This is a genomic window from Alteromonas sp. Cnat2-8 (assembly GCF_022348355.1).
Classification (GTDB): domain Bacteria; phylum Pseudomonadota; class Gammaproteobacteria; order Enterobacterales; family Alteromonadaceae; genus Alteromonas; species Alteromonas macleodii.
In genome coordinates, this window is the sequence record NZ_JAKREX010000002.1 from 781,659 (window position 1) to 798,215 (window position 16,557).

18 protein-coding genes are annotated in these 16,557 nt (G+C 45.1%); 14 read left to right on the top strand and 4 right to left on the bottom strand.

Annotation, left to right across the window (positions count from 1 at the left end; genetic code table 11):
• Positions 1-32 precede the first annotated feature (32 nt).
• Positions 33-578, bottom strand: a complete 546-nt coding sequence (locus tag MHN00_RS07550) for a GspH/FimT family pseudopilin (RefSeq protein ID WP_039228301.1) — start codon at positions 576-578, stop codon at positions 33-35.
• 413 nt (positions 579-991) lie between these two features.
• On the opposite strand from MHN00_RS07550, the gene nadE reads away from it, so the two are divergent.
• Positions 992-1,828, top strand: a complete 837-nt coding sequence (gene nadE, locus MHN00_RS07555) for an ammonia-dependent NAD(+) synthetase (RefSeq protein WP_014950116.1) — start codon at positions 992-994, stop codon at positions 1,826-1,828.
• Between the two features lie 2 nt (positions 1,829-1,830).
• Complete coding sequence (locus MHN00_RS07560) at positions 1,831-2,169, top strand: P-II family nitrogen regulator (RefSeq protein ID WP_014950115.1); 339 nt, start codon at positions 1,831-1,833, stop codon at positions 2,167-2,169.
• Positions 2,170-2,236: 67 nt separating this feature from the next.
• Here MHN00_RS07560 and MHN00_RS07565 read toward each other — a convergent pair whose 3' ends face one another.
• Both MHN00_RS07565 and MHN00_RS07570 read right to left on the bottom strand, forming a co-directional pair.
• Complete coding sequence (locus MHN00_RS07565) at positions 2,237-2,752, bottom strand: peptidylprolyl isomerase (RefSeq protein WP_014979789.1); 516 nt, start codon at positions 2,750-2,752, stop codon at positions 2,237-2,239.
• A 59-nt stretch (positions 2,753-2,811) separates the two neighbouring features.
• Entirely contained in the window at positions 2,812-3,858 is a 1,047-nt protein-coding gene (locus MHN00_RS07570) for a glycine cleavage system protein T (RefSeq protein ID WP_239300823.1), read from the bottom strand.
• Between the two features lie 187 nt (positions 3,859-4,045).
• Here MHN00_RS07570 and MHN00_RS07575 point away from each other — a divergent pair, with 187 nt between their 5' ends.
• The 3 genes from MHN00_RS07575 (at position 4,046) to MHN00_RS07585 (ending at position 5,700) form a co-directional block, all read left to right on the top strand.
• Positions 4,046-4,297 carry a succinate dehydrogenase assembly factor 2 gene (locus MHN00_RS07575; protein ID WP_014950112.1) on the top strand — a complete coding sequence of 84 codons (252 nt, stop codon included), beginning with the start codon at positions 4,046-4,048 and terminating at the stop codon, positions 4,295-4,297.
• 121 nt (positions 4,298-4,418) lie between these two features.
• Entirely contained in the window at positions 4,419-4,814 is a 396-nt protein-coding gene (locus MHN00_RS07580) for a hypothetical protein (protein ID WP_239300825.1), read from the top strand.
• Positions 4,815-4,827: 13 nt separating this feature from the next.
• Positions 4,828-5,700: a MaoC/PaaZ C-terminal domain-containing protein gene (locus MHN00_RS07585; RefSeq protein ID WP_239300827.1), complete on the top strand. Its 873-nt coding sequence runs from the start codon at positions 4,828-4,830 to the stop codon at positions 5,698-5,700.
• A gap of 315 nt (positions 5,701-6,015) precedes the next feature.
• On the opposite strand, the gene nadB is transcribed toward MHN00_RS07585, so the two are convergent.
• Positions 6,016-7,701 carry an L-aspartate oxidase gene (gene nadB, locus MHN00_RS07590; protein ID WP_014976996.1) on the bottom strand — a complete coding sequence of 562 codons (1,686 nt, stop codon included), beginning with the start codon at positions 7,699-7,701 and terminating at the stop codon, positions 6,016-6,018.
• A 197-nt stretch (positions 7,702-7,898) separates the two neighbouring features.
• On the opposite strand from nadB, the gene rpoE reads away from it, so the two are divergent.
• The 9 genes from rpoE to pdxH all read left to right on the top strand — a co-directional run bounded on the left by rpoE (position 7,899) and on the right by pdxH (position 16,451).
• On the top strand, positions 7,899-8,477 hold the full coding sequence (rpoE, locus tag MHN00_RS07595; RefSeq protein ID WP_012518957.1) for an RNA polymerase sigma factor RpoE: 579 nt from the start codon (positions 7,899-7,901) through the stop codon (positions 8,475-8,477).
• Between the two features lie 99 nt (positions 8,478-8,576).
• Positions 8,577-9,158, top strand: a complete 582-nt coding sequence (locus MHN00_RS07600; RefSeq protein WP_110289209.1) for an RseA family anti-sigma factor — start codon at positions 8,577-8,579, stop codon at positions 9,156-9,158.
• A 124-nt stretch (positions 9,159-9,282) separates the two neighbouring features.
• Positions 9,283-10,467, top strand: coding sequence for a MucB/RseB C-terminal domain-containing protein (locus MHN00_RS07605; RefSeq protein ID WP_239300829.1), 1,185 nt, complete (start codon positions 9,283-9,285; stop codon positions 10,465-10,467).
• Positions 10,468-10,485: 18 nt separating this feature from the next.
• On the top strand, positions 10,486-10,947 hold the full coding sequence (locus MHN00_RS07610) for a SoxR reducing system RseC family protein (RefSeq protein WP_239300831.1): 462 nt from the start codon (positions 10,486-10,488) through the stop codon (positions 10,945-10,947).
• 323 nt (positions 10,948-11,270) lie between these two features.
• On the top strand, positions 11,271-13,067 hold the full coding sequence (lepA, locus tag MHN00_RS07615; protein ID WP_014950105.1) for a translation elongation factor 4: 1,797 nt from the start codon (positions 11,271-11,273) through the stop codon (positions 13,065-13,067).
• Complete coding sequence (gene lepB / locus MHN00_RS07620) at positions 13,067-13,969, top strand: signal peptidase I (protein WP_014950104.1); 903 nt, start codon at positions 13,067-13,069, stop codon at positions 13,967-13,969. Before lepA ends, lepB begins: the two co-directional genes overlap by 1 nt.
• On the top strand, positions 13,969-14,655 hold the full coding sequence (gene rnc / locus MHN00_RS07625; protein ID WP_239300833.1) for a ribonuclease III: 687 nt from the start codon (positions 13,969-13,971) through the stop codon (positions 14,653-14,655). Before lepB ends, rnc begins: the two co-directional genes overlap by 1 nt.
• Positions 14,656-14,674: 19 nt before the next feature.
• Positions 14,675-15,586: a GTPase Era gene (gene era, locus MHN00_RS07630; protein WP_239300861.1), complete on the top strand. Its 912-nt coding sequence runs from the start codon at positions 14,675-14,677 to the stop codon at positions 15,584-15,586.
• 226 nt (positions 15,587-15,812) lie between these two features.
• Complete coding sequence (pdxH, locus tag MHN00_RS07635; RefSeq protein ID WP_014950101.1) at positions 15,813-16,451, top strand: pyridoxamine 5'-phosphate oxidase; 639 nt, start codon at positions 15,813-15,815, stop codon at positions 16,449-16,451.
• Positions 16,452-16,557 lie beyond the last annotated feature (106 nt).

Here is a 16,557-nt window from a genome sequence, read left to right on the forward strand (position 1 = left end):
GCTCGAAACTTAACGATACGAAAAGTGAACGGTTAGCTACAGCTTAACTCATTACCTTCTAGGTCTTCTTTTTTGCCGTTGTCATCACTGTCTACGGCAACAGATATTCTTCCGTAAAGCGATAATAAAAGTGCTGATGCATAGTTTGCATCGTTGTTATTGGGACATAAGGTGATGGTTGCGGCGCGGTCTATTCCGCCTTGCTCGTCGAAGATAAGGCTGCCGGTTATACCGGAGATGGTATTGGCATTACTAAGTGGATCGCTTGCTACAATTAAGACCTCATTGTTATCCCGGCCGCCGTTTCCATTTGCATCTATAAACACCATTTTTGCATTGCGCCAACTCGACGTGCAGGCTGTATAGTTTTGCGTAGGGCACAGCACTACGTTGGTTTGTTCGTCTACCGCAGAAAAGCGAGCGCGTTGAACCACTGCACTTAAATTGTTTAAGTCAGAGGTAATTCTATTTTTGATTACGATATTTTGAATGCCAGGCGCAACTGTGGTGAGAATAATGGCAAGAATAGCGACGGCAACAAGCATTTCTAGAAGGGTTAGTCCTTGCTGTCTCGACATTATGGATAGTCGTGCTGTAAGCCTAGTGTTTGTCATAAACGGTATTCGATTCCACGCGTTGCTATAAAGAGAAACAGGAGGGTTTGCTTTTGCGCCGCCTTTCTCCAATGTAATGTTGTAGCGCCATAATTTTACGCTACTTACTCATATTTTAGGGTAAACTAATTTGAGTTGGCAAAGGTATGTTTTACCGCGCAACCGCATATTTGGCCATACGCCTTACGTTTAATGGCTTGTCGTTCTGCTGTGCTTGAATCTCAACTTAATAATAAATAAATTGCTGACCTTAAGTGCTGCACAACTGCAATACCAGAAGAGTAAATCCAAATAGATGCGCGGATACCACTAACATCTGCGGTCAGATTGTCGTAGAATCAAGTTCCAGGACGCCCCAAAAATACGTGGATATAATGATGCAAAAACAAGCAGTTATTGATGAAATGAAAGTGCTGCCTGAAATTGACGTAGAGTACGAAGTCGCACGTCGAGTCTCGTTCATAAAAAAGCAGTTACTTACTTCTGGTTTAAATTCGCTGGTACTGGGTATTAGTGGCGGCATTGATTCATGCACATTGGGTCGGTTAGCTCAATTAGCAGTAAATGAATTAAACGATGAGCACCACGAAAAATACCAATTTATCGCGGTTCGTTTACCTTATGATACCCAAGCCGATGAAGACGATGCACAGAAATCTATCGACTTTATCCAGCCCTCTCATTCTCTTGCAGTGAATGTAAAACCTGGCGCAGATGCTATTCATGCGTCTACTTCACAAGCGCTTGCCAGTGCTAACCTTCTTCCCGACAATGAAGCGAAACAAGACTTTGTGAAAGGAAATGTTAAAGCACGTACTCGTATGGTTATCCAGTATGAAATTGCTGGGATGGTTGATGGCCTCGTTTTAGGTACCGATCATTCGGCTGAAAATATTACAGGGTTTTATACCAAGTATGGTGATGGTGCCTGTGACCTTGCGCCGTTGTTTGGTCTCAGTAAGCGCCAAGTACGTGCAGTGGCAGCCCATTTGGGTGCACCACATAATGTCATCACTAAAGCGCCAACTGCTGACTTGGAAAGCCTGTCTCCGCAAAAAGCCGATGAGCAAGCATTGGGCATGTCTTACGACCAAATTGATGACTTTTTGGAAGGAAAGCCAGTTTCTGCGGAAGTGGAAGAGAAATTGCTCTATATTTATGAGCGTACACAGCATAAACGTGTGCCAATTCCAACAATTTACGATGAGTTGTAGTCATGAAAAAAATTGAAGCTATCATTAAACCGTTCAAAATGGACGATGTTAGGGAAGCGCTAGCTGAAGTCGGTATCGCAGGGATGACAGTGTCAGAAGTGAAAGGGTTTGGTCGTCAAAAAGGCCATACTGAACTTTATCGCGGTGCTGAGTACCAAGTTGACTTCCTACCCAAGATCAAAATTGAGCTTGTATTGGACGATGACCGCGTTGAGCAAGCGGTTGAAGCTATTCAAACGTCAGCTAAGACAGGCAAAATTGGCGACGGGAAAATCTTCGTTTACAACGTTGAGACCGCCGTACGTATTCGTACCGGTGAACAAAACGAAGACGCGATTTAACTAATCTGTTTTTATCAAGCATAAAAAAGGGAGCCGCTGGCTCCCTTTTTTGGATGATTATCACACGTTAGTGTTTATCGTCAGAGCATTCACCTGTTTTAGGATCACAGCAGCTGCTTTCTGCTTGGTGCACATGACCGTGCTCAAGCTCTTCTTTCGTTGCTTCTCGTACGTCAACAACAGTTACGTCAAAAGTTAACGGAATACCGGCAAGAGGGTGGTTACCGTCAACAACAACCTCTTCGTCAGTTGTTTCAATGATAATGACCGATTGCTCACCTTGTGGCGTAGTTGCGCGGAAAGACATACCCACTTCAACATCCATACCGTCAAACATTGAGCGTGGTACAGTTTGTACAAGTTCGTCAGCACGTTCACCGTATGCTTTTTCAGGGTTTACTGAAACGTTGAAGCTATCTTCCTTCGATTTACCAATAAGTGCATCTTCTAGTCCTTCAATTAAGAAGCGACGGCCTAGTAGTACTACTAGTGGCGATTTCCCTTCTGAAGAGTCTAGCGTTGTGCCGTCTTCGGTAGATACGGTGTAGTGTAGCGTTACAACGCTGTCAGAAGTAATTGTCATAACAAATCCTATCTTGGCCCTTTAATAAAGGGCAATAAATGTAATGCAGTAAAAACTGCTTATCGACGTTTTTTCACAATATTGCTAGCTTTCTGCTCAATACTGTACGGCAAAGTATTAGGGTAACAGGTAATGGCGTTATTATCAGCCAATCTGTGTAAATCTTCGCTGGTGGTATCGTTGTTGAGCACTGCAATAAACCAGGTTTCATTATCAAGCGATGCAACATTGAGTATTTTGCCCGCTATACGCCAATTTTCGCCCAACTGCTTTTCTAATGCATCGCCAGGTCTAATATTTACGTTACCTTCAAGCTTAAAGCTGTAGGCGGCGCGTTTGTTTTTACCCAGAAAGCGGGTTCGCGCAACCACCTCTTGCCCCATATAGCAGCCTTTATCAAAGTCGATACCGTTGAGCGCCTGCACATTAATCATCTGGGGCACGTATTCCGCCACTGCGTCGCCTTGCACTAAAGCGTGTACGCTTTGAATTTGTATAGCGTCAAACACGGTTTGGGGATAGCAAGAAAGGGTTTGCGCCTCTATTAACGAATTTATTTGCTTTGCGCCATTATCATCTAAAAGAACAATAATTCCTTTGCAGCTAGTATTGGCAAAATAGGCGACGCCGTGTTCGCTCTCGACCTTTTTAAGAGAACCATTGTCAGGAGTATCGCTCTCAAGAAGGCGTTCCACTTCGTTTTCGGAGAAAAGCTGGCTTAACGCTGCCTTTACTTCGTTAGTTTTCACTGCATCAAGCGAAATAAAATAAGCGCTGTATGTTTGTGTGTCGTCGAGAATATCAACCTTAGAGAACACACCATACTTATTAAGCTGTGCTAATGAATGACTACCCGCATCTTCATTGGTAACCAACAATAATTTGTTTTGGTGGCGAGTTACGTACCCGGTAGACCACGTTTTGCCTTTATTATCACAATGGGCGAAATGCCTGGCAGTATTCTCGGTTAGCTTATTAATGTTGACCGTAATTTGCCCTTGCAGGTAACTGTCGGCCTGTTCTCCTTCCAAAGAAATTATCATGGCATTTGAAAGCTTGACCACAAATTCACTTGGAAGACTTTGTAATGATGCGATAGATGTCATATTCACCACTGTAAAATTCGCTGTATGTACTCAAGGTATGGTAAAACCACCAATATTCAAGGGCAATACATGGGAATGTGCGCAGATTAAGTTCTATTTAGTTTGCCTATCTGACCAAAAGAGCAGTGATCCCCACGCATAGGGCATGGTATTATTGTTAGCGAATAAAAAACGGTATGAAAGACATATGTTTGAACCAAAAAGATTAGCGCGATTAAAGTGGGCGTGTCGCAGAGGCATGCTAGAATTAGACGTACTTTTACTTCCTTTTGTGGAAGAAGCCTTCGATTCTTTAAGTTATGAAGATCAAGAAACATTTGAACGTTTACTTACCAGTGATGATCCTGATTTGTTTGCATGGATCATGGGACACCAGAAGTGCGAAGACCCTGAACTAGCCGCCATGGTGGCGACTATCGTCAACCGTGTCAAAGTATAGAATTTGCATTACGCACAATAGGTTTAGAAGGTTATTTGGGGAAGTATGCGTTGCTGTTTGTCTTTTCGCAGCATTGTGCAGCCTTCCTCAATACTTGTGGTCTTGGCTGAGCTTCTCAAAATTGATAGCGCTTGTTGCTGTTGCAACCACGTTAGTTATTTTCTGGCGTCTTTATGACGCGTTTAGTAACAAAATTTCTGCTACTCAATACGCTCTCTCTTTGACCAGCGATGGTATTATCCGGGTTGTTGACGACAACACGCTCCCACTGGATTTGCAAAGCATGCCAAAAGGTAGCTTGTTAGTTGATGCTCAGGTCGACGGCACATCAATGAACATTCATCATTCTTCCCAGCTCTTTACTTGGGGGCTGTGTATCAATGTGCTGCGCCAAAAACGCAGATGGTTTGAAAAAGATCATAGCCATCTCGCTTGGATCTTAAAAGGTGAGTGCTGCGAAGCAGACTATCGCCGGTTGGCTAGAGCCATTATCTTGGCCCGAAAAGCAACGCCTTAAAGGAATTAAAAAGATGTTTCGTGAGTATACCAAAGCGTTATTTAAACGCGTTGACGCCAGGCAGCTTATGCAGTTTAAACCGCCTACGTTGCCTCAGCGCATCTATACCAAAACGCTCAATGTCGACAATGTGCACTACGCTTCTTTTTGTCAGGAAGTTGACTGGCCGGCAAATGAGCATGTCCATCCACTTTATTTGCAGATGCTTTCCTTACCATTGCAAATGCAGTGTTTGCTGGACAAACAAAGCCCATTTCCATTGCTTGGCCTTATTCACGCCGCTAACAAAGTATCGGTAATAGACCATTGCGATTTAAGCGAACCCTTTGAATGTCGCGTGCGCTTTCACGATGTGAGACCGCATAACCGAGGTTGGGAAGTGGATGTGATGTTAGAGGCGCTGCAGGCAGGGAACCTGGTTTATAGGGCGATAAGTAGTTACTTAGTGAAGGTGAAAGCCGTTCATGTAGCTCCACTTGGTGCTAAAAATGACTTGCATGACGATTGTGAATTAGAGAATAGGGCGCTCATCGGCGAAATTAGTGCTTCGGCTAATACAGGTCGCCGCTATGCAAAGCTTTCTGGCGACTATAACCCTATTCACTTGTCTGCAATATCTGCCAAAGCATTTGGGTTTAAACAGCCTATAGCGCACGGCATGTGGACATTGTCACGCGCTGTGTCGGCGTTTGTAAGTCATCAAGACTTCAGACAATCTATGAGCGTAAAAGAAGTAAATTGCCGCTTTAGAAAACCCGTGTTTTTGCCCTGTGACATTCATATTCAACAACACTGTAAAACAGATAATAGTGTGCTAATAGAAGTTACCGATAGTAATGACAGCCTTGTGCACTTATCGGCTAGTTTAGTGTTTAATCAGGCCTGAATTAACGTTTAATCAGGTGCAGATAAGCAAAAGATAAGCGGGAGATAACCTAAGGTTAATACCAATCCGCATAGATCATTGCTCACTCAGAAGGCGCTGGCGAGTTTCCTAGCAAAGCGTGTGAATTTGAAAGGGAACAGACTGGTAAAATACCCTGTGGACGGTGAAAAGAGAGCATGCTGTGATGCTCTCTTTTTGTTTGACGTGTTTTATTGAGCGCTAAATGATGCTGTGTGAATGTATTGTCCAGTTATTAAAAAAAGGCGCATTAATATTAGCGCCTTCTTTAGACTGATACAGATCTTACTTTATGCACTAGTCGGCATCGGCGAAGCTGTCTTGAGTAATTAGCGAGCCAACGTCAGCGCCTGACAGCTGTTTTCTGGGAATAAGTATTGTAGGAACGGGGTTGTCTAACTGTTCAGGGTAATCCAAATTAAAATGTAACCCTCTGCTTTCCTTTCGCTCCATCGCGCATCGCACAATGAGTTCTGCAACCGTAACAAGGTTTCGAAGCTCTAGCAGGTTGTTACTTACCCTGAAGTGTGAGTAATACTCAGTAATCTCTTGCTCTAATAGCTTAATGCGACGCATGGCCCGTTCAAGGCGCTTATCCGTGCGTACAATACCTACGTAATCCCACATAAACAGCCTAAGTTCGTGCCAGTTATGTTGAATGATGACTTCTTCGTCAGAGTTAGACACTTGGCTCTCATCCCAAGGCGCAATAGACTCTTCACAGTCTGCACTGGGAAGATTTTTAATAATATCTTCCGCTGCAGCGCTGGCAAAAACCACACACTCAAGTAAAGAGTTAGATGCCATGCGGTTGGCGCCATGCAGACCTGTGTAGGCCACTTCACCGATTGCGTATACATTATTCAAGTCGGTTTTGGCATTAAAGTCGGTCATCACTCCGCCGCAGCTGTAGTGCGCAGCAGGCACGACTGGGATAGGTTCACGGGTTATATCGATACCAAGCGAGCGGCACTTTCGGTAAATATTAGGGAAATGCTTAACGATAAAGTCAGCAGGCTTATGACTGATATCCAAGTACATACAGTCAGCGCCCAATCGCTTCATTTCATAGTCGATTGCGCGAGCGACTACGTCGCGCGGCGCAAGATCGCCACGCTCATCAAATTTGTGCATAAAGCGGGTACCATCGGCGTGGCATAGGTTTGCGCCTTCGCCGCGCAGCGCTTCTGTAATCAAAAAGTTACGTGCCTGCGGGTGGAATAAGCAAGTCGGATGAAATTGATTGAATTCCATGTTGGCCACTCGACAACCCGCTCGCCATGCCATGGCAATGCCGTCACCGCTCGACACATCGGGGTTCGATGTATACTGGTACACCTTACTACCACCGCCAGTCGCTAGCGCAACGAAAGGGGCGCGAATTACTTCAACGTGCTCTTGTTGTCTATTCCAAACATAAGCACCCACCACGCTGTTCTTTTCTTCCTTTGAAGGTATGAGATCAATGGCGTTATAGCGCTCAAATATGTGAATGTTTGGATGGGTCGATACCGCGTCGTTTAATGTAATTTGAAGCGCTTCGCCTGTGGCATCTGCAGCGTGAAGAATTCGCCGGTGGCTGTGTCCGCCCTCACGGGTAAGGTGAAAGCGCTCCTCACCAGATTCACTTTTTTCTGTATCAAACGGTACACCGTAGCTGATAAGCCACTCAAGTGACGCCTTTGCTCGTTCTGCAGTAAATCTTACGGCTGGCTCTTCGCAAAGCCCAGCACCTGCAGCAAGCGTGTCTTTTACGTGTGCGTCTATGGAGTCTTGTTCATCGAATACTGCGGCAATACCACCTTGTGCATAGCGGGTAGAGCCTTCATTGCGGTCACTTTTACTAAGTACAATAACCTGACAATGGTCGGCAAGCTTAAGCGCTAAGCTCAATCCTGCCGCGCCACTCCCAATAATCAATACGTCACAACGGTGTTCTATTGCATTTGATGTGGAAGTTAGTGAAGACGATACAGATTTCATGTATTTTTATATCAATTCAAACGAGCAAAGGTTCGGCAAGTCTAAAGGATGAGTAGCAAAACACAATCATTCTTGCCCCCTGGCCTAAGCATTTTTTAAAATATTTAATGCTTTTACAGAACTTTTGTAAAAAGAACGCGTCTATACACATGCTTGTTAGAGCTATTGTGTAGTTGAAGTAGGGAGTAATGGCTCGAATGAGCGAGCAGATAACCGACCAACAACTGGTCGAAAAAGTACAGCGTGGCGATAAAAATGCGTTCAACTTGTTGGTAACTCGTTACCAACATAAAGTGATGCATCTCGTTTCTCGCTATGTGAAAAATACCGGTGACGTTGCTGATGTAACGCAAGAAGCGTTCATTAAAGCATACCGCGCCTTACCTAATTTTCGTGGCGACAGTGCATTTTATACTTGGCTTTATCGCATTGCGGTAAACAGTGCCAAGAACTATCTTGTATCTCAAGGTCGCAAGCCGCCTGCAAGCGATGTCGATGCTGACGAAGCAGATTTCTACGAAGGTAGTGATGCATTAAAAGAGCAATCTACACCCGAGCGAAGCCTGTTATCTGAGGAAATTGAAGAAACCCTGTTTAAGGTAGTTGAGAAGCTGCCGGACGATTTACGTATGGCGATAACGCTGCGTGAAATTGAAGGGTTGAGCTATGAAGAAATCGCGAACGTAATGTCGTGTCCTGTGGGTACGGTGAGATCCCGTATTTTTAGGGCTCGCGAGGCGATTGATAAAGTTATTCAACCGTTGTTAGAAAATTAAAAAGAAATAAAATCAAAAAAAGATGAACTTTCTTTTTTCCACGATGACTAACAGCTGTGTTAGGGTAGTTAACGATCACTTTGATCTGGAAATGAATATATGACGCAACAGCAAGAAAAATTGTCCGCATTCATGGATGGTGAGATAGAAGGCAATGACATCATCGATGCGATTAAGCAAGATGAAGCGCTTCAGGCCAAATGGCAACGTTACCATGTGTATCGCGGTGCAATGCGAAAAGAAGCAAGTGTTGCTCCACAGTTGGACATCACCGCAAGCGTAGCAGCTGCGCTTGAAAACGAGCCAGCTATAGTCGCACCTAAACGCTCGCGCTGGCAGTCGATACCATTGATTGGCAATGTTGTTCCTTTTGCGAAGCAGTCAGGCCAGTTTGCAGTAGCCGCGTCGGTGGCAGTGGCAGTTATCTTTGGTGTTCAATACACTAATCAAGAAGCGCCTACCGAGCCATTTATGACAGCGCCAACGATTGCTCCTCAAGGTGGATTGTCTCCAGTGAGTTTGGAACAAACCAGAACGTTACCACGTAACGACATGAATGAAATGCTTGAGAAAAAGCGCAAAATTAACGCATTGATTGCTGATCATGAGCAGCAAATAAAGCTTAAGCAAGCGCAAGAGGAAGAGGGTGAAAGCGAAACAAGTGGACCAGAGCGCCCATAAGTTATCGCAGCCAGTCAACATTAGTTGGAATGTGCTTTCGCAAGTAAATTGCGACTGACATACATTTTATATTTTAATCATACCAGCATATACTGCTGGTATGTTTGTTTTAAGGCGGGAAAAAATGCGCTGTAGTTCTATCCTTGCACTTTTTTTCATTTCGGGCGCGGCTATTCAGCCCACTGTTGCCCAAACTACTTCGCCGAGCGAAGAAACAAAAGCTCCTATTGCCCCAGTCCAAAACGTGAATGATGGCACCGTTGAATTAGACGCTAACTCAGAATCAAACACGAGGGCTGGCCGACTAGATGAAGCTGAGCAAGAAGAAGCAGTGCGAGACGATGTGATTCAAGAGCAACTTGAACAAAGTCGAAGCGAGCAAAATACATCTGCTTCTCGCACACGAGAGCCTCAATCGGCCAACCAGTGGTTAGCTGAACTTCAAAACATTATAACCAATGCCAATTTCCAAGTGTCTTTTGTGCAAACTATTGCAGGAAAGGAAACCGTTCCATATTTATGGCGCCACGGGATTATGGAAGATGGCTCTGAATTAGAGCAGTTAAATCTTCAAAATGGACCAGGCCGCGAGCTTATTCGTGTGAACGATGTGGTGAGTGTATTTGAGCCAGATGTACAACCCTATAGCTTGCGTTCAAAGCATATCAACGGCCCAATACCAAGTGTATTATTGTATCATCCTGAACAGCTTGCCGAAGCCTATGAGTTCGTCGCTGTGGGAAGAGCGCGGGTGGCAGGACGTTCAGCGCAACAAATTCGAATAGTCAGCCGAGATAACACGCGATTTGGTTATCAACTGTGGCTGGATGAGTCGTCTGGTATGTTGCTCAAACTGAACATGCTTGATTTGCAAGGGGCGCTATTAGAGCAGATTCAGGTCACGGCCTTTGCGATATCGCCAGAGCCTGCTGATTATTTCTCACGAATTAATTCTGCGTCGTTACCCGCGCCCATGGCGCTGAGCAACACGCCAAATCGTGCACACAAATGGGATGTCACCTATTTGCCGGCTGGCATGCGAGAAATAAAGCAAGATACAAGACGATTGGCCTTAACAGGGCAAATTGTAGAATATAAACTCTTTTCAGATGGATTGGTTGACGTATCTGTGTATGTTCAGCCTGCGGAAGATGCGTTAGGTGAAACGCTGGCGCTGCGCAATGAAGTGAGTACGTTCTTAACGTTGACAGACGGCAAAGCCCAGGTGACAGTGGTGGGAGAAATACCTTTGCAAACCGCTAACGCTATTGCTACGTCTTTACGCCCCGTCAGCAGTGTAAGTGAATAACCGCGCAATTGAGTAACAATGATAAGAGAAACCGCCACCGTAGTTGCCGTTAATGGTGATACGGTCACCGTAGAAGCAGCGATTAAATCGACCTGTAACGCATGCCAAGCACAAAGTGATTGTGGTACCGGCGTTATTTCTCGTGCGCTTGCACCGAAAACGCAGCAGTTGACGCTGCGTACTCCCATGCCTGTGCGGGTTGGCCAAGAAGTGACTGTAGGCATACCGGAAGCCGGTATTTTAAGTGCATCGGCTTGGTTGTATTTACTACCGCTTATAGCGTTTATCGGGGCATATTCGGTGTCGATATCATTACTTAGTAGTAACGGATTTACTCACGAGTTATGGGCCATGCTGCCAAGTGGGTTAGCAACCTTCTTTACCTATAAGCTAATTGCTTACAAGTTGCGTCGTGTAGAACGTACGAAATATCAACCTGTCCTATTGGGTCAACAAGAGCACAGTGTAGTAGAACATTGATTTTTTGAAGGGCTTTACGCTGCTCAATGGTTTAATACAGGACTGCTCCATACGAGGCCGTTTTATACGAGGCTAATTTATACGAGATTATAGTGTTAACTCACGCTCATCAATGTAGCCAAGTTTTGAGATAGGCCGAGGAAGTCACGTCAGGTTGCCACTTCCATTCGTTATGTTTCTTGAAAGTAATAAATTTTCCACCACGCCAATTCGCTTTTCGCGCAAGAAATGGGTAAAATCCGCACGCGCTGCGTATAACCCTTTAAGCAAGGCAAGCAGCATTTTTTGTTTAATGAATTTTTCTGCAGGTAATTTCCAGCATTATGCAACAATCGCACATTCGTAACTTCAGTATTATCGCCCACATCGACCACGGTAAGTCTACGCTGTCAGACCGTCTAATCCAGCATTGTGGAGGGCTAACAGACCGTGAAATGGCTGAACAGGTTCTCGACTCAATGGACCTGGAAAAAGAGCGCGGTATTACTATCAAAGCGCAAAGCGTAACGCTGAACTACGAAGCGCGCGACGGTGAAACTTATCAGCTTAACTTCATCGACACTCCCGGACACGTTGACTTTACCTATGAAGTATCTCGTTCTCTTGCTGCCTGTGAAGGTGCGCTTTTGGTTGTTGATGCAGGTCAGGGCGTAGAAGCACAGACATTGGCAAACTGCTATACCGCCATCGAGATGGATATGGAAGTGGTGCCTGTACTAAATAAAATCGACCTGCCTCAGGCTGAACCAGACCGCGTTGCAGAAGAAATTGAAGATATTGTTGGTATCGATGCGCTGGACGCTGTGCGCTGCTCAGCAAAAACCGGTATCGGTATTGAAGATGTACTTGAAGTTATTGTAAATAAAATTCCGCCGCCAGAAGGTGACCGCGAAGCGCCACTTAAGGCGTTGATTATCGATTCTTGGTTTGACAACTATCAAGGCGTTGTTTCACTGGTACGTATTGTCGAAGGCCAGTTGACTAAGAAAGACAAAATTCAAATTATGTCAAACGGTCAAACGCATCAGGTTGACAAAATTGGTGTATTTACGCCTAAGCCACTCGATACAGGCACATTAAGAGCCGGTGAAGTAGGCTTTATCATTGCAGGGATTAAAGATATCCAAGGCGCGCCTGTGGGCGACACCATTACCTTGGCTCGCGAGCCAGCTGATGCGATGCTGCCGGGCTTTAAAAAGGTTAAACCTCAGGTTTATGCCGGTATTTTCCCAATAAGCTCAGACGATTATGAAGATTTCCGTGACGCCCTGGCGAAATTAAGCCTGAACGACGCTTCACTATTCTATGAGCCAGAAAGCTCTGCAGCGCTAGGTTTTGGATTCCGTATTGGTTTCCTTGGCATGCTGCACATGGAAATCATTCAAGAGCGTTTAGAGCGTGAATATGACTTGGGTCTTATCACTACTGCGCCTACCGTAATATACGAAGTAGAAACGACCAAGGGCGAAACCCTTACCGTAGATAGCCCAGCTAAATTGCCTCCGGTAAATGATATCGCTGAAATTCGTGAGCCTATGGTTGAAGCCAATATTCTTGTGCCACAAGAGTATCTAGGCAACGTAATTACACTTTGCGTTGAAAAGCGCGGTATGCAAACCAACATGACATACCACGGTAAGCAAGTGGCGGTAACTTATGAACTGCCAATGGCAGAAGTGGTGCTCGATTTCTTCGACCGTTTGAAATCTACGAGCCGTGGTTTTGCATCGCTTGACTACAACTTTAAACGTTTCCAGACATCAGACATGGTGCGTGTTGATATTCTTATTAACGGTGAACGTGTAGACGCGTTAGCGGTAATTACGCACAGAGAAAACTCTCAAGGCCGTGGTCGTGAGCTGGTCGAAAAGCTTCGCGAGCTTATTCCACGACAAATGTTCGATATCGCTATTCAGGCGGCTATCGGTAACCATATTGTTGCAAGAAGTACAGTTAAACAGCTACGTAAAAACGTAATCGCGAAGTGTTACGGCGGTGACGTAAGCCGTAAGAAGAAACTACTTCAAAAGCAGAAAGAAGGTAAAAAGCGAATGAAGCAAGTGGGTAATGTTGAATTGCCACAAGATGCGTTCCTTGCAGTATTGAAGGTGGGCAAATAATGGCGAATTACTTCTCCTTGATTTTGGTGGCACTCACCTTAATAACAGGATTAATCTGGCTAGTGGATAGCCTAGTGTTTGCACCAAAGCGAAAAGCACGTTTACAGGCTGCGGCAACCGCAGAAGGAGCGGGCTATGGAGAAGATCCTCAACTGCCGTACCTTGTTGATACTTCGCAACAGATTTTTCCTGTTATTGCTTTCGTATTGGTATTACGTTCGTTTTTATATGAACCATTTCAAATTCCTTCAGGCTCAATGATGCCCACTCTGTTAGTGGGTGACTTCATTTTGGTTGAAAAGTTTGCCTATGGCGTGAAAGACCCGGTTTTCAGAAGTAAGCTTATTGAAACTGGCGTTCCAGAGCGTGGTGATGTGGTGGTTTTCAAGTACCCTGAAGAGCCTTCAATAGACTACATTAAGCGCGTGATCGGTTTACCGGGCGATACTGTGGTTTATCAAAACAAACAGGTTTATATCAAACCGAAGTGTGAGACTGGCAACAACTGTCCTAAATTGAAAGCCGTACCGCTTACGTTCCAAGAGCGTGGTGAGTTCGTACAGGACATGGCGCAGCTTATGCGTTACACCGAAGATTTAGGCACAGTAGAGCACGACATTTTGCGCCACCCAGTACGCGAGATATCGCCGGTTAATTTTTATACCCAGCCTGGAACGCGCAGCAATGAGTGGATTGTGCCAGAAGGTCAGTATTTCGTGCTAGGCGATAACCGTGACAACAGCCGCGACAGCCGTTTTTGGGGTTTTGTGCCAGATGCAAACTTGGTTGGAAAAGCGGTGGCGATTTGGATTTCATTTGAATTTGAGCGCAGCCCGTCAGACTTCCTTCCAACTTGGGTACCAACAGGTGTTCGATTTGAGCGAGCAGGTGGCATTCATTAATGCAGGGAATTGATAAATATCGTCGTCTGTACAGGGCGATAGGCTACACATTTACCAATGAAGCTCTATTGGAACAAGCACTTACTCATCGCAGTGCGGCTAAACAGCACAATGAGCGACTAGAATTTCTGGGTGACGCTATTTTAGGCATGATTGTTGGGGAAACGCTGTTTAAGCGATTCCCAACTGTGCCAGAAGGCAAACTCACACGAATGCGCTCTACTTTGGTTAAAGGAGACACACTGGCAGAACTTGCAAAGGAAGCCAGTGTGGGTGAACTACTTAACTTAGGGCCCGGTGAGCTCAAAAGCGGTGGTCATCGCAGAAGTTCGATTTTAGCCGATGCAGTTGAAGCTATTTTAGGGGCTATTTACCTCGATTCCGGTATGGACGAGGTTCGAGGCGTTATAGACCGTTTATGGGAAACCCGCATAAACAAACTAGACCCTAATGCCCACCCTAAAGACAGCAAAACTCGTCTTCAAGAGTTTTTACAAGGTCGTAAACAAGCGCTGCCAACCTATGAAGTGCTATCTATTTCAGGGAAAGATCATGCTCAGACTTTTGAAGTTAGCTGTCAGGTAGAAAGTCTACCAGAAGCGGTAGTGGCGTCTGGCAATAGCCGCCGAAAAGCAGAACAAGAAGCTGCTCGTTTAACATTGGAGAAGCTTGATGACAACGCATGATGAATCGAATTTGCCAGAAATGCCTGATATTCAAACTCGCTGTGGCCTAGTTGCCATAGTAGGTCGCCCTAATGTGGGTAAATCGACCTTGCTCAATCGCTTGCTAGGTCAAAAAGTAAGCATTACGTCGCGTAAGCCGCAAACCACGCGCCACCGCATTCTCGGTATAGACAGCGATGGTGACTATCAAGCGATTTACGTTGATACCCCTGGACTTCACCAAGACGAAAAGCGCGCGATTAATCGCTACATGAACCGCGCGGCATCAAGCTCTTTGGCTGAGGTTGGTCTTGTGCTTTTCGTTGTTGAAGGCGATCGATTCAACGCCGAAGATGAAATGGTATTAAGTAAGGTTAAACAAGCAAACCTTCCTTGCTATCTCATCGTAAACAAGATGGATAAGGTTGAAGATAAAGAAAACTTTATGGTTCACCTTAAAAAGCTTGGCGAAAAGCACCCGTTTGAGCACATGATCCCTATCAGTGCTAAACAGGGCCGAATGGTTGACGAAATTAGAGAGTTAGTGGCCAAGTCGCTACCTAAAAGTGAGTTTTTCTTCCCGGAAGATTACATTACTGACCGCTCAAGCCGCTTTATGGCTGCTGAAATCATTCGCGAAAAGCTTATGCGCTTTACCGGCGATGAACTGCCTTACTCTACTACTGTGGAAATTGAGCAATTCAAAATGGCAGACAATGGTGTTTATCGTATCAGCGGTCTGATTTTGGTAGAGCGTGAAACCCAAAAACGCATGATCATCGGCAAAGGCGGAAAGCATTTGAAAACCATTGGTGAGCAAGCGCGTAAAGATATGGAAAACTTGTTCGACAACAAAGTATTTCTAGAACTTTGGGTGAAAGTGAAACAAGGCTGGGCAGACGATGAACGTGCTCTGCGCTCTCTAGGTTACGGAGACGACAGTAACTTCTAGTTCACGCTAATATTATCTTTATAACGCTAGTTAGCTGTAACTGGCGTTATATTAGCACGTTATATTAGCAAAGATAGTGAGTCAGCATTTTCGCCAAGTGGTGTAGCTGATGGCTTGTGGACAACTACCTCAGTTAGATGCGCTTATGTGAGCATTTACACGGTGGTTTATTTACTCGGTTTCAACATCTCTAGCAGGCACAACAACTTCTTTTTAGGAGCGGTATATGGCAATTTCAGATATGCGCAGGCAGTACTCAAAGGGCAGTTTGAGTGAGTCAGATATTACTTCAAGTCCATTTATCATGTTCGATAAATGGTTAAAAGACGCCATAGACGCCGGAATTCCTGATCCTACTGCAATGACGGTTGCCACCGTCGATGCCAACGGCCAACCCTCTCAGCGTATTGTTTTGTTAAAAGATGTCAGTGAAAAGGGCTTTGTGTTTTTCACTAACTTAGGCAGCCGTAAGGCACAAGAGTTAGCGGTAAACCCTAAAGTGTCGTGCCACTTTCCCTGGTTTTTTATGGAGCGTCAGGTTCGCGTATGTGGCAGCGTTGAAAAGCTTTCTGTTTCTGAGAATGCTGCTTATTTCTTTTCGCGACCGAAAGACAGTCAGCTAGCAGCGTACGCGTCAAAACAAAGCAAACCTATTGGCAGCAGGGAGCTTCTACTGACCCAGTTTAAGCAGTTAAAAGATAAGTTTGCTAACAAAGAGCTTCCCGTGCCGGACTTTTGGGGCGGTTTCAGGATCGTGCCTCATCAAATTGAGTTTTGGCAAGGTGGAGAAGATAGGCTACATGACCGCTTTGAATACAACAAAACTGAAGATGGCGCGTGGGTAACACAGCGCCTTATGCCGTAGGGAATACGTTCACCTTTCGTTCCCGCTAAAGTACTTCACTAGAATGTGAGCCCGTTTAACTATTGAGCTTGTAGATAGCGTGCGGCGAGATAAGTAACAAGGAGGC

What these genes read in the sequence shown, in the direction of transcription:
- lepB (WP_014950104.1), top strand. Translation starts at nt 13,067, where the DNA reads ATGGCGAATTACTTCTCCTTGATTTTGGTGGCACTCACCTTAATAACA.
- pdxH (WP_014950101.1), top strand. Translation starts at nt 15,813, where the DNA reads ATGGCAATTTCAGATATGCGCAGGCAGTACTCAAAGGGCAGTTTGAGT.
- MHN00_RS07550 (WP_039228301.1), bottom strand. Translation starts at nt 578, where the DNA reads ATGTCGAGACAGCAAGGACTAACCCTTCTAGAAATGCTTGTTGCCGTC.
- MHN00_RS07605 (WP_239300829.1), top strand. Translation starts at nt 9,283, where the DNA reads ATGCGCTGTAGTTCTATCCTTGCACTTTTTTTCATTTCGGGCGCGGCT.
- MHN00_RS07600 (WP_110289209.1), top strand. Translation starts at nt 8,577, where the DNA reads ATGACGCAACAGCAAGAAAAATTGTCCGCATTCATGGATGGTGAGATA.
- MHN00_RS07560 (WP_014950115.1), top strand. Translation starts at nt 1,831, where the DNA reads ATGAAAAAAATTGAAGCTATCATTAAACCGTTCAAAATGGACGATGTT.
- MHN00_RS07570 (WP_239300823.1), bottom strand. Translation starts at nt 3,858, where the DNA reads ATGACATCTATCGCATCATTACAAAGTCTTCCAAGTGAATTTGTGGTC.
- MHN00_RS07575 (WP_014950112.1), top strand. Translation starts at nt 4,046, where the DNA reads ATGTTTGAACCAAAAAGATTAGCGCGATTAAAGTGGGCGTGTCGCAGA.
- nadB (WP_014976996.1), bottom strand. Translation starts at nt 7,701, where the DNA reads ATGAAATCTGTATCGTCTTCACTAACTTCCACATCAAATGCAATAGAA.
- lepA (WP_014950105.1), top strand. Translation starts at nt 11,271, where the DNA reads ATGCAACAATCGCACATTCGTAACTTCAGTATTATCGCCCACATCGAC.
- MHN00_RS07610 (WP_239300831.1), top strand. Translation starts at nt 10,486, where the DNA reads ATGATAAGAGAAACCGCCACCGTAGTTGCCGTTAATGGTGATACGGTC.
- nadE (WP_014950116.1), top strand. Translation starts at nt 992, where the DNA reads ATGCAAAAACAAGCAGTTATTGATGAAATGAAAGTGCTGCCTGAAATT.
- MHN00_RS07585 (WP_239300827.1), top strand. Translation starts at nt 4,828, where the DNA reads ATGTTTCGTGAGTATACCAAAGCGTTATTTAAACGCGTTGACGCCAGG.
- MHN00_RS07565 (WP_014979789.1), bottom strand. Translation starts at nt 2,752, where the DNA reads ATGACAATTACTTCTGACAGCGTTGTAACGCTACACTACACCGTATCT.
- era (WP_239300861.1), top strand. Translation starts at nt 14,675, where the DNA reads ATGCCTGATATTCAAACTCGCTGTGGCCTAGTTGCCATAGTAGGTCGC.
- rpoE (WP_012518957.1), top strand. Translation starts at nt 7,899, where the DNA reads ATGAGCGAGCAGATAACCGACCAACAACTGGTCGAAAAAGTACAGCGT.
- rnc (WP_239300833.1), top strand. Translation starts at nt 13,969, where the DNA reads ATGCAGGGAATTGATAAATATCGTCGTCTGTACAGGGCGATAGGCTAC.